The sequence below is a fragment of the Paenibacillus sabuli genome, from assembly GCF_014705605.1.
GTDB classification, from domain to species: Bacteria; Bacillota; Bacilli; order Paenibacillales; family Paenibacillaceae; genus Paenibacillus_D; species Paenibacillus_D sabuli.
In genome coordinates, this window is record NZ_JACXIZ010000027.1 from 136,641 (window position 1) to 148,659 (window position 12,019).

At 62.4% G+C, this 12,019-nt stretch carries 15 protein-coding genes; 1 reads left to right on the forward strand and 14 read right to left on the reverse strand.

Going from position 1 to position 12,019, the window contains the following annotated elements:
* Positions 1–9: 9 nt before the first annotated feature.
* From IDH44_RS16605 to ald, 14 genes are all read right to left on the reverse strand, one after another.
* Positions 10–450, reverse strand: a complete 441-nt coding sequence (locus IDH44_RS16605) for a stage V sporulation protein AB (protein WP_190919539.1) — start codon at positions 448–450, stop codon at positions 10–12.
* Complete coding sequence (locus tag IDH44_RS16610) at positions 447–1,076, reverse strand: stage V sporulation protein AA (RefSeq protein ID WP_190919541.1); 630 nt, start codon at positions 1,074–1,076, stop codon at positions 447–449. Before IDH44_RS16610 ends, IDH44_RS16605 begins: the two co-directional genes overlap by 4 nt.
* A gap of 107 nt (positions 1,077–1,183) precedes the next feature.
* Positions 1,184–1,939, reverse strand: coding sequence for an RNA polymerase sporulation sigma factor SigF (gene sigF / locus IDH44_RS16615; RefSeq protein WP_190919543.1), 756 nt, complete (start codon positions 1,937–1,939; stop codon positions 1,184–1,186).
* Between the two features lie 20 nt (positions 1,940–1,959).
* Positions 1,960–2,409, reverse strand: coding sequence for an anti-sigma F factor (gene spoIIAB / locus IDH44_RS16620; protein WP_190919545.1), 450 nt, complete (start codon positions 2,407–2,409; stop codon positions 1,960–1,962).
* Positions 2,406–2,759: an anti-sigma F factor antagonist gene (gene spoIIAA / locus IDH44_RS16625; RefSeq protein WP_190919546.1), complete on the reverse strand. Its 354-nt coding sequence runs from the start codon at positions 2,757–2,759 to the stop codon at positions 2,406–2,408. Before spoIIAA ends, spoIIAB begins: the two co-directional genes overlap by 4 nt.
* 111 nt (positions 2,760–2,870) lie before the next feature.
* Positions 2,871–4,040, reverse strand: a complete 1,170-nt coding sequence (locus IDH44_RS16630; RefSeq protein ID WP_397326796.1) for a D-alanyl-D-alanine carboxypeptidase family protein — start codon at positions 4,038–4,040, stop codon at positions 2,871–2,873.
* A gap of 112 nt (positions 4,041–4,152) precedes the next feature.
* Complete coding sequence (locus tag IDH44_RS16635; protein WP_190919550.1) at positions 4,153–4,395, reverse strand: DUF2164 domain-containing protein; 243 nt, start codon at positions 4,393–4,395, stop codon at positions 4,153–4,155.
* A gap of 96 nt (positions 4,396–4,491) precedes the next feature.
* Positions 4,492–5,826 (reverse strand): pyrimidine-nucleoside phosphorylase, encoded by a 1,335-nt coding sequence (locus IDH44_RS16640; protein WP_190919552.1) that lies wholly within the window; start codon positions 5,824–5,826, stop codon positions 4,492–4,494.
* 18 nt (positions 5,827–5,844) lie between these two features.
* Positions 5,845–6,054: an aspartyl-phosphate phosphatase Spo0E family protein gene (locus IDH44_RS16645; protein WP_190919554.1), complete on the reverse strand. Its 210-nt coding sequence runs from the start codon at positions 6,052–6,054 to the stop codon at positions 5,845–5,847.
* 116 nt (positions 6,055–6,170) lie between these two features.
* A complete protein-coding gene (locus IDH44_RS16650) occupies positions 6,171–6,995 on the reverse strand; it encodes a purine-nucleoside phosphorylase (RefSeq protein ID WP_190919556.1) in 825 nt (274 codons plus the stop codon).
* Positions 6,996–7,018: 23 nt separating this feature from the next.
* Positions 7,019–8,194: a phosphopentomutase gene (deoB, locus tag IDH44_RS16655; protein ID WP_190919558.1), complete on the reverse strand. Its 1,176-nt coding sequence runs from the start codon at positions 8,192–8,194 to the stop codon at positions 7,019–7,021.
* A 47-nt stretch (positions 8,195–8,241) separates the two neighbouring features.
* Positions 8,242–9,156: a site-specific tyrosine recombinase XerD gene (gene xerD, locus IDH44_RS16660; RefSeq protein WP_190919560.1), complete on the reverse strand. Its 915-nt coding sequence runs from the start codon at positions 9,154–9,156 to the stop codon at positions 8,242–8,244.
* 96 nt (positions 9,157–9,252) lie between these two features.
* Entirely contained in the window at positions 9,253–9,489 is a 237-nt protein-coding gene (locus tag IDH44_RS16665; protein WP_190919562.1) for a DUF4227 family protein, read from the reverse strand.
* Between the two features lie 68 nt (positions 9,490–9,557).
* The gene (gene ald, locus IDH44_RS16670; protein WP_190919564.1) at positions 9,558–10,664 is read right to left on the reverse strand and encodes an alanine dehydrogenase; all 1,107 of its coding nucleotides are present in this window, start codon (positions 10,662–10,664) and stop codon (positions 9,558–9,560) included.
* Between the two features lie 192 nt (positions 10,665–10,856).
* Between ald and IDH44_RS16675 the strand changes: the two genes are divergently transcribed.
* A partial coding sequence (locus IDH44_RS16675; RefSeq protein ID WP_190919566.1) for a S8 family peptidase occupies positions 10,857–12,019 on the forward strand: 1,163 nt, incomplete at its 3' end.

Genomic DNA, 12,019 nt, shown 5'->3' on the forward strand with positions numbered 1-12,019 from the left:
GCGCCCTCCTTACCATTGATAGACCAGCCAATCGAACAGCGAGCCCGCGATCTTGCCGAGCACCATCGCCAGCAGCAGCGCGACCAGATAATGGCCGATGCGCAGCCGCTTGGCCAGGATCGGCAGCACGTTCATGACCTCTGTCAGCGCCGCCGCGAGCATGCCGACGAACATGCCGTCCAGCAGTCCGATGCCCGCGAGCGGGAGTCGTCCGGCCAGTCCCAGCGCGAGGTGCCAATCGAAAAAGTCGACACAGGTCCAAAACACGGCCCCGCCGACAAGCGCCGATTCGAACCATGCCGACCTGCGATAGGCAAATGCCAGCTGCGCAAGCCGCGGGATCAGGTCGAATACGACTAGCAGCGCCACCAGACCGCTGCCGACGGCCAGTCCGCCGGCAGCGCCGAGCAGCGCCAAAAAGGCGCGCGCTGTCCAGTCGGCGACCGTCACGCGTCCTCATCCCCTTGTTTTTTACGCATTTCGTCGGCGATGACATAGGCGTTGACGTTCTCCTGATACATGTACATTTCGACCTCCAGCGGATTGGGCTCGTCATTGAATCGCTTGCGCAGGAGGTGATTAAAAAACAGCAGCATGCCCGCCCCGAGGCCGAAGGAATACGGAATCTGAAACCATAGCGGGTGCGCCTGCGGCTGCCCCGTGACCAGCTCGGAGATGCGCACGTGCACCTCCTTCATGCTGACATCTTCATGAAAGTTCATAATCGCCAGGCCGGCGCCGAAAAACAGCAGCAGCCAGGCAAAGATCAGCATCGGCACAAGCGGACGGCGCGGCCGCTCCGCGATCGTCACGAGCACCTGCGGCTCGCCGTAGGGCTCGATCTGAAGCCCCGGACGAAGCTCGTGAATCCGCCTCACGATGTGCAACAGATCAATGACATAGCGATTGCCGTCCTCCGGACGGTGCGCATATACGATCAAGTCCGCCAGCCGCCGCTGCAGCTGCGGCTCCGCCGCCAGCGCCGCCGCCTGGCCGAGCCGGACCGTCTGGCCGGGGCGGATCGCCAGCCGCTTGCGCAGCCGCAGATAGAGCACAGGCGTTTCGTTTTTTTCCATTGCGGGTCATCCCTTTGGTTCTTAGCGTGATAGGGGTAGTATGAGAAATCAAGGCGGCGGGTACCCATAGGCAGGCGCGGTAAAAAAAACCAAGGACCAGCCGCGCGTCAAAGCGCGATCTGGTCCTTGATGTTTTGCAATATTTTTTTCTCCAGCCTCGACACCTGCACCTGCGAAATGCCGAGCCTGGCGGCCACCTCCGATTGCGTCTGATCGCGATAGTAGCGCAAGTATACAATCAGACGCTCCCGCTCGGACAATGCTTCGATCGCCTCCGACAGCGCCAGCTTGTCGAACCATTTTTCCTGACCGTCGTCCGCGATCTGGTCCATCAGGGTGATCGGGTCACCGTCGTTTTCAAACACGGTCTCATGGATCGAGGAAGGCGGCTTGTTCGCCTCCTGGGCGAACACTACCTCCTCCGGAGTCAGCGACAGGGCCTCCGCCACCTCCTTGATGGTGGGCAGCCGTCCCATCGTTTTGGAGAGCTCGTCCTTTGTTTTGCGGACTTTATTGGCCAGCTCCTTGAGCGAGCGGCTCACCTTGAGCGTGCCGTCGTCGCGCAGGAAACGCTGAATCTCGCCGATAATCATCGGCACCGCGTACGTGGAGAATTTGACGTCGTACGACAGGTCGAATTTGTCCACCGACTTGAGCAGGCCGATGCAGCCAATCTGGAACAGATCCTCGGGATCGTACCCGCGGTTAATGAAGCGCTGCACCACGGACCATACGAGCCGCATGTTACACTGGACCAGCGTATCGCGGGCCACGTTGTCCCCTGATTGGCTGAGCATGATGAGGCGTTTGACTTCGGAATCGTCCAGATAGCGCTGCGACGTTTTTTTCAGATCGACTTCCATGAGGCTCAACCCCTATGCGCCTAATTGTACAGCGCTTTTTTCGATTCGATGCGCTTCATCATGCGGATTTCCGTCCCCTTGTCCTCGCCGCTCACGACTTCGAAGCGGTCCATGAAATTTTCCATGATCGTGAACCCCATCCCGGAGCGTTCGAGCTCGGGCTTGGACGTATACAGCGGCTGACGGGCCAAATCGAGATCCTCGATGCCCCTTCCCTCGTCCTTGATCGTGATCGAGACGGTGTCGACCTCGATGGAAGCTTCGATGCGAATCGTACCGCCGGGATCTTCCTCGTACCCGTGAATAATTGCGTTGGTCACCGCTTCGGAGACGACCGTTTTCAGATCGTTCAGCTCTTCCAGCGTCGGATCGAGCTGGGAGACAAAAGCGGCCACCGCGACGCGGGCAAAAGCCTCGTTTTCGGAACGGCTTGCAAACGAAAGCGTCATAAAATTCGTCGTTTCGCTCATGATACGACCTCCAGACTTGAGAGCGCCATTCGCTCGTTTTCGTGAATGTCCACTATTTTGAACAAGCCCGACAGCTCAAGGAGGCGATGGACGCTCTTGTTGACGTCGCAGACGACCATCTTGCCGCCCTTGCTCTTCAGCAGCTTGTACCGTCCCAGAATGACGCCGAGTCCCGAGCTGTCCATGAACGAGAGCTCTCTCAGACTAAGGATGACGTGGCGGCTGCCGCCGCGCATGATCGCCTCCTCCATCTTCTGCCTGACTGTATCCGCCGTATGGTGATCCAGTTCGCCTCGCAATCGGACGATCAACACATTGCGGTAATGCTCCAACTCTACCTGCAAGCTCATACCCCTTCACTCCTCCCGTGTTAAGAGAGTGTTCGTGATGCTCTCCCCGCATTCCTTCTCTCCGACAAAACTAGAAGCTGCACGCTACGGACCGACAAATCTCGTGCCTCGTCAGGAGAAAAGCTCGGCGCCGGCGCGCTTGAACAGCTGCCACCAGGTCGCGCGCGCCACCTCTTGCTGCGCCTCGACCTCGAATTCGCTCAGGACCTTGTCGCCTTGATACACAATCAGCCTGCCGACCTTCTGCCCCACCTTGACCGGCGCGCGCAGCGGGCTGTCGATGCGCAGCTCGTGGCGGATGTCCGCGGTCGCGGCGCCCTTGCGCAGCAATACGCTGTATGGATGCTTCGCTTCCACGGCGAGCTCGCGCGCCATGCCTTTTTCGACCGGGACGGTCCCCATCGGATCGCCGGTTCTGAAGATCGAATGATTCGTATATTGCGCGAAGGCGTAATCAAACATTTGCGAGACCTCGCTGTTGCGGGTTTTGGTATTGGGTTCGCCCATGACGACGGCAATGACCCGCAGGTTGTCGCGACTGGCCGTGGCCGACAGGCAAAACTTGGCCTCGCTCGTATAGCCCGTTTTCAAGCCGTCCGCGCCGCTGTAAAAGCGAACGAGCTTGTTCGTGTTGACCAGCCAAAACGGCTTTTCGGTGTCCTTGCGCAAATAATCTTGATATTTGCCCGTGTAAGTCGTTGCCTCCGAATGCTTGAGCAGCTCGCGCGACATGACCGCGATATCGTGCGCCGACGAATAATGATTGTCGGCAGGCAGACCGTTGCAGTTGGCAAAATGGGTATTCTTCAGCCCGAGCGTCTGCGCGCGCTTGTTCATCAGCTCCACGAACGCTTCCTCGGTGCCGGCGATCTTTTCGGCCATCGCAACCGAGGCGTCATTGCCGGAAGCCATTGCGATGCCCTTGAGCAAATCGTCGACCGTCATTTCTTCGCCCGGCTCCAGGAAAATCTGCGAGCCGCCCATCGAAGCCGCGTATTCGCTCGCCTGTACCTTATCGGTCAGCTTGAGCTTGCCTTCGTCGATGGCCTCCAGTGTGAGCAGCATCGTCATGATTTTCGTAATGCTGGCCGGCGGCAGCTTGTCATGGCTGTTGCGCTCGTAGATGATTGTGCCGCTGTCCGCATCCATCACAATCGCCGAACGCGCCGAGGGCGCAAGCTCGGCAGCGGCGGCCGGCTGTTCGGCTGCCTGCATGACGCCGGGCAGCACGCTCCACCCCAGCATTGTGAACATACAGGCCGCGACAATCCATCTTTTGATCATTTGGCTCTCCTCCTGGACATACCCTTGTTTTACCTACAGTATGGCCAGGAAGAATGCAAATTATGCCAATTGAGATTATACTACCTATCTTGATGTGGTGAGCCCCGCTTCAGTTTCTTTTTTCCAAGGCATACAGCTCTTCTTCGAGCGAGGTCCATTGCTGCTCGACCTTGGCTCGGGCATCGGCGAGGGCCTGGTTGTAGACATAGGGCGCGAGCGCGCGCATGGCGTGGTCCAGCAGGTTCTCGCCGGCGAGCTCGCCGAGCTCGAGGTCCAGCTCCGTCGCCACGTAATGGCGGAGCTCGTCAATCAGCCGCTGCTTTTGTTCTCTGGGCAGCTTGATCGGGATCATGGAAGCACCTCCTTTTTATAATGGAATGCAAGCAAAGACGCCCCGATGTGCGAACGAGGCGTCTTGCAGTGTGCAATTCGGAATAGGCAATCTCATTCATTGCATACGCTGCACGCCGCTCTCCGTGACGATGGAGAGAACGAGCGGAGAGCGCGCGGTCTGCGTGCCTGCCGGTACGATGCGGAACGCTTCGCGGACGAGGCGGCTCGCCTCGTCCGCGGCTGGCGTGCGCGCATGCAGCGCCGCCAGCGCTTCGCCGGCTCGCACCGGTTCGCCGAGCTTGCGCAGCAGCGTCAAGCCGACGGCATGATCGATCGGCTCGTCCTTCTCCGCGCGGCCCGCGCCCAGGATCATCGCGGCCGTGCCGAGCTGCGCGGCGTCGATCTCGGCGACGACGCCCTCCTGCTCGGCGCTGACTTCGAAGCGATACGGCGCCTGCGGCAGCCGCTCGTCCGGCGCATCGGCGACGCTGGCGTCTCCGCCCTGCGCCGCGACGAAGCGGGCAAAGCGCCGCAGCGCGGAACCGTCCGCGAGCCGGCTGCGCACCAGCTCCATCGCCTCCTCTTCCGAGGACGCCGCGCCGCCGAGCCGCACCATATGGGCCGCTAATAGGAGCGACAGCTCGGTCAGATCCTCCGATCCCTCCCCTTGCAGCGTCCGGATCGCTTCGGCCACCTCGAGCGCATTGCCGATCGCGGTGCCCAGCGGCTGCGCCATACTGCTGATGACGGCCGTCGTCGCTCTGCCGACGCCGGAGCCGATGGCGACCATAGCTTCGGCCAGCGCTTCGGCCTCGGCGGCCGTTTTCATGAAGGCGCCGTTGCCGCATTTCACATCGAGGACAATCGCATCCGCGCCGGCGGCGATTTTTTTGCTCATGATGGAGCTCGCGATGAGCGGAATCGATTCTACCGTCGCGGTCACGTCGCGCAGTCCGTAGAGCCTTTTGTCGGCCGGCGTCAGATTGCCGGATTGTCCGACTACGGCCAGGCCCTCGCTTGCCACTTGAGCCAGGAAAGCCTCGCGCCCCAGTTCGGTCCGCATGCCGGGAATCGACTCCAGCTTGTCGATCGTGCCGCCGGTATGGCCGAGCCCGCGTCCGGACATTTTGGCGACCGGCACGCCGCACGCGGCCACCAGCGGCGCCACGATCAAGGTCGTCTTGTCGCCTACGCCGCCTGTGCTATGCTTGTCCACCTTGACGCCCGGGATGGGACTGAGGTCGATCTGCTCGCCCGATTGCGCCATTGCCAGCGTCAATTCGGCGGTTTCACTGGCAGTCATGCCCTGGAAATAAACGGCCATCGCCCAGGCCGCCATCTGATAATCGGGCACCTCGCCGCGGCAATACCCATCCATCAGCCTACTCAGTTCGGACTGCGTATGCGCTGCGCCGTCCCTTTTCTTGGCGATCAAGTCTACGATCCGCATGCCCATCCCCCTCCCGCGTCAGCGGGGCTGCAGCTCCCGCTGCGCTTGATCGTTCCATTTGCCAGGTGTCATCTGCGCCGTTTGCTCGCGCTGCGCCTTGACGATCAGGCGATCGAGCGCCTGACTAAGCCGCAAGACATCCCGATGCAAAAGCGATTGTTTATTTGTCGCCGTTTCGATCATTTTGCGGCGCAATCCTTCAAGATGCGCCATCCATTGAGTATCCATCCCTGCCCAGTCCGTCCTCTCTGTCCGTGATCAATTAACCTCGAACAGTATACGACGGAAACTCTATAAAATCTGTCACAATCGGTCGAAGCCCAATATTACATTTTTGTAACAGACTAAAATAATGGCACAATCGCTTGGATCAATTGCAAAAACCGCGTTTTTACCCGTTCGGTCGTCTCCATCACTTCCTGGTGCGACAACGGCTGATCCAGAATACCGGAGGCCATGTTGCTGATGCAGGAGATGCCCAACACCTCGATGCCGCAATGCCGCGCCGCGATGACCTCGGCAACCGTCGACATGCCGACGGCATCCGCGCCGAGGGTGCGCAGCATGCGAATTTCGGCAGGCGTCTCGTACGATGGTCCGAGCAGACCGGCGTAGACGCCTTCCTGCAGCTGCAGTCCCTGCTGTGCGGCCGCATCGCGCGCCAGCTGCCGGCCACGCTTGCTGTACGCCTCCGACATATCCGGGAAGCGCGGCCCCATCGTATCGTCATTGGGCCCGATGAGCGGGTTGCGTCCGGTCAGATTGAGATGATCGGCGATCATCATCAGCTCCCCGGAGGCATAGGCCGTGTTGATACCGCCCGCGGCGTTGGTCGCGATCAGCCGCTCGACCCCGAGCGCCTTCATGACGCGCACGGGAAAAGCGGTCTGTTCCGGCGCATAGCCTTCGTACATATGAAAGCGCCCGCGCATCAGCATAACCGGCCGGCCCGCCAGCTTGCCGATCAGCAGCTCGCCCGCATGTCCTTCGACGGTCGAGACGGGGAAATGCGGGATGCTCGCGTACGGAATCACCGTCGCTTCGTCCATATAATCGCCCAATACGCCCAAGCCGGAGCCCAGGATCAGCCCGACCTCCGGTACGAGCGGCGTCTGCTTGCGGATCGCCTCCGCCGCATCCTGAATATGTGTCGCAGTCAAGGTACTCATGGTGTGACTCTCCCTCCAATAAATTAAGATAACCGGTGCAAAAACGACGCGCCGTAGCGTGGCGGCGTCACTTGAAAATTAGCGGCGATCGTCGCCGCTACATCGGCAAACGTAGCTCTGGTGCCAAGCGAAGCGCCGCATTCTTGGCCGGGCGTCAGCGCCAGCAGCGGCACGTATTCGCGCGTATGGTCCGTGCCGGGATGATACGGATCGTTGCCGTGATCCGCCGTGACGATTAGCAGGTCTTCGGAGCCAAGCCTGGCCGCCAGCTCCGGCAGGGCAGCGTCGAATTCGCCGAGTGCCGCAGCATAGCCCTCCGGATCGCGGCGATGCCCGTACAAGGAATCAAAATCGACGAGATTGACGAACAGCAAGCCGCGGAAGTCGCTACGCAGCAGCTCCAGCGTCTTGGCGATCCCGTCGGCATTGCTCACGGTCGGATGTGAGGCGGTAATGCCCTCGCCGCTGAAAATATCGTTGATTTTGCCCACCGAGACGACGTCGAGTCCGGCATCCGCAAGCGCATTCAGCACGGTCGGCCGGGGCGGCTTGACCGCATAATCATGCCTTCTTGGCGTGCGCTTGAACGCGCCGGGAACGCCGACATAAGGCCTGGCGATGACTCTGCCCACCGCGTATCGCGGATCCAGCGTGAGCTCGCGCGCAATCTCGCAGGCGCGGTACAGCTCCTCCACGCTGATCTTGTCTTCGTGCGCCGCAATCTGCAGCACGCTGTCCGCCGACGTATACACGATCCACGCGCCGGTCGCGAGCTGACGCTCGCCCAGTTCGTCGAGGATGGCCGTGCCGCTGGCCGCCTTGTTGCCGATGATGCCGCGTCCGGTGCGCTCGCTCAGCGCCGCGAGCAGCGGCTCCGGAAAGCCGTCCGGGAAGGTCTGGAACGGGATATCGACGCGCAATCCGGCCAGCTCCCAGTGCCCGGTCATCGTATCCTTGCCGACCGACGCCTCGGCCATGCGCCCGTAGTAGGCGCGGGGACAGTCGGCTGCTTGCCAGGCGCCGAGCGGCGCAATGTTGGCCAGTCCCCAATTCGTGAGATTCGGCAGTTGAAATTCCGGCCTGCGCGCAGCCAGATGGCCGAGCGTGTGCGCGCCGGCGTCGCCGAACGCAGCAGCGTCCGGCAGCTCGCCGATGCCGACGCTGTCCAGCACCACGACCGCTATCCGTTTATATCGCATCGTCTATGCGTCCTCCCTTGTGTCGGCGCGCGCCCGCCGGGGCCGGCTCACGATCGCAGTGCGGACGCATCGCCGGCTCTGGGGTGCGCGCGCTCGTATACGTCTTTCATTCGCGCCTTGTTCAGCTGCATGTAGATCTGCGTCGTCGCAATATCCGAGTGGCCCAGCATCTCCTGGACAGCGCGAAGATCGGCGCCGTTCTCCAGCAGATGGGCGGCGAAGGAATGCCGCAGCGTCTGCGGCGTAATGACACGCTCGATGCCTGCTTCCCCCGCATATTTTTTCATGAGCTTCCAGAAGCCCTGGCGCGTCATACGCGTGCCCAGATGATTGAGAAAAAACGTCTCGCTCGGCAGCTCGTCCCGCGCAAACGCCGGTCGGCCCGCCTCCAAATACTGGCGTAGCGCGGCGATGGCGAGCTTGCCGATCGGGATGACGCGTTCTCTGCCCCCGCTGCCGATGCAACGTAAATAAGCGAGCTGCAAATTGACGTGGCCGGTATCCAGCGCGATCAGCTCGGACACGCGCATCCCGGTTGCATACAGCACCTCCAGCATGGCCCGGTCGCGCAGCCCGGCCGGGGTGTCGGCCACCGGCATTTCGAGCAGCCGCTGCGTCTCTGCGACGCCCAGCACTTGAGGCAGCTTGCGCTCGAGCTTCGGTGTCTCCATCGCCAGCGTCGGGTCATGTACGAGCCGCCCCTCCTTGACCAGATGCTGAAACAGGCCGCGGATCGACACCGTGCACCTCGTCATGGTCGCCGCCGCCCGACCCTTGCGCTTGAGCTCGAGCATATAGGTGGCGATATGATGCTTGTGCACCTGGTCGAGGCGCTCGAGGCCTTGGGCAGCGGCATAAGCCAGGAAGGACTCGAGATCCCGCTCGTACGATTCCAGTGTGTTGCGCGACAGCCCCCGTTCCGCTTGCAGATGGCGGATAAACTCTTGCAGTTCGGATTTCATGGCGCAGTCCTTTCTTTGAAGCTTTCCTGTTCCTGCCCATATATTCCACATGCCTCCGCCATATTCCTGCCCCTAGCGACAAGATTCGCCGCTTGTTCACTCGCCGTACAAATAAAAGCGGCGCAGCCGGTTGAGCAGCGAAGCCTTGTCAGGCTGATGCACCACATCCTCCTCGAACACCTTGACCGCATAGCCCTGGGGCTCCTTGTAGCGGTCCGGCGCCAGCGCTTTGTCGACGAGCCAGCGATAACCGCCGGAGGCAATGACGGTCAACACTGCGAATAAAACGACGAAGGCCAGCGCGGCCAGCCATTTGCGCAGCGATATAATCATGCACTCACTTCCCCCCGCCCGCCATATGTAGCCAGCATATGCGGACGGGCCGCCACTTATTCGAAGCGTCAGGTCAGCGGCTCGAACGGCAGCCCGACGGCCTCCGCGACCTGACGATGCGTGACGCGGCCGCAATGCGTGTTGACCCCGAGCTTGAGCGAAGGATTGCCCTCGATCGCCCGTTCCAGCCCCTTGCTCGCAATCTCGAGCGCATAGGGCAACGTGACATTAGTCAGCGCATAGGTGGAAGTGCGCGGCACCGCGCCGGGCATGTTCGCGACGGCGTAATGAATGACGCCGTGGCGCTCGTAGACCGGCTGCTCATGCGTCGTTACGCGATCAATTGTTGCGATTGTGCCGCCTTGATCGACCGCCACATCGACGATGACCGCGCCCTTTTTCATCGTCTGCACCATCTCGTCGGTGACCAGGCGCGGCGCCCGCGCCCCCGGGATGAGCACGGCGCCGATCAGCAGGTCCGCCTTGCGGACGGCTTGCGCTATGTTATAGGGGTTGGACATCAGTGTGCCGATGCGACCGCTCCACACCTCGTCCAGATAGCGCATGCGATCGGCGCTGCGCTCGAGTATGACAACGCTGGCGCCCATGCCCAGGGCGATGCGAGCCGCATTGGTGCCGACGATGCCGCCGCCGATAATAATAACCTCGGCGGGCGGCACGCCCGGGACTCCGCCGAGCAGGATGCCTCGACCGCCGTGCCGCGCTTCCAAAAAACGCGAGCCGACCTGGACGGCCATTCTGCCGGCGACCTCGCTCATCGGCGTCAAGAGCGGCAGTCCGCCGCCGGGGAGCTGGATCGTCTCGTAGGCGATCGCTGTCACTTCGCGCGCCTTGAGCGCACGCGCCAGCTCCGGCGCCGCCGCCAGATGCAGATAGGTGAACAGCAGCAGACCGGGGCGGAAATAGCCGAATTCTTCGGGCAGCGGCTCCTTGACCTTCATAATCAGCTCTGCGCGCTGCCATACCTCGGACGCGTCAGCCGCCAGCGCCGCGCCCTCCGCCGCATATTCCTCGTCCTCGAAGCCGCTTCCCGCGCCGGCGCCGGCCTGGACGAGCACTTCGTGTCCCGCGCCCTTGAGTACGCTCACGCCCGCCGGCGTCAGCGCCACCCGATATTCGCCGCTTTTGACCTCGGTCGGAATTCCGATTCGCATGCTCGATCTCCTCCTTGTGCCGTCCGTTACTAATGGTGTATGCTGCCTCAGCGTCAAGTGTTTCTACGCGATACAATGTCCCGCGATGCCTTGAATTATGTATCCCATAGGCACCTGCCTATACGCATTTACCCCATTTTCCATAGTCTGAATGAACGGCATTCACAGGCGAAGGAGATGGAGATCACCCCTATGTCCGACAAGCTCAACACCCAGTTGAAGCGCTGCGTCTGCTCGCCCTCGAGCGCGCATGCCCGGCGCAAGTTGATCGGCTTCCGCAGGGAGGCCGAATACCGGGCCTGCAAGCGGCATCTTGAGCGACACGGCCAAAGGCCGCATAAAGCGGTCGACCGGGCACGCGTGCTCTGCTGCCACATCGACGAACGCACCTCCTGGCAAGCGCTACTGGGCCACCGCGCGATCCGGTACATCGAGGATGACGTCAAGGTCAAGGCCCACGTTCTCGCTGCGCCCGCGGCGCGCAAGCGCCGTCCTGCTCAGGCTGCGCGACGCAGCGCGGCGCTCCTCCTGCCTCGTCCCGAGCCTGCGCCCAAGGCGGCCAAGCGAGCGAGCGGTGCCGAGCCGGACATCCCTTGGAATATCTCACGCGTACAGGCGCCCGAGCTGTGGGGGCAGACACGAGGCGCCGGGGTCAAGCTGGCAATCCTCGACACCGGCATCGCCTCGCATCCGGATCTGCGCATCGCGGGCGGGGTCAATACCATCGACGGGCGCAGCTATCAAGACGACAACGGGCACGGCACGCACGTCGCCGGAATCGCCGCCGCGCTCGGCAAGCGCGGTCAGCTCGCCGGGGTCGCGCCGCAGGTCCGGCTCTATGCGGTCAAAGCCCTGGACCGCAAAGGCGAAGGCTACGTCTCGGATATCGTCGAAGGCGTCGAATGGTGCACGCGACGCGGCATGCAGGTCATCAATATGAGCCTGGGACTGGAGCCAGGCACTTCGAGCCAGGCGCTGCGCGAGGCGGTGCGCCGCGCGCGGCAGCGCGGCATCGTCGTCGCCGCTTCCGCCGGCAATAGCGGCTCGTCCGCTACCGGCATAGATGAGCCCGCCAGCTACCCCGGCGTGCTCGGCGTCGCCGCTACGACGCGGGCGAATACCATCGCCGCCTACAGCAGTCGCGGCGCCGGCGTGGCGCTGGCAGCGCCGGGCAGCGATATCCGCTCCACCTGGCTGGGCGGCGGCTATCGCACGATGTCCGGCACCAGTATGGCCGCGCCGCATGCCGCCGGCGGGGCGGCGCTCCTGCTGGCCCGCCGGCCGAGTCTTGGCGCAGCCGCCGCGCGGCGCGCGCTGCTAAGCGGCGCCAAGCGGCTGCGCGGCTACACCGCCCG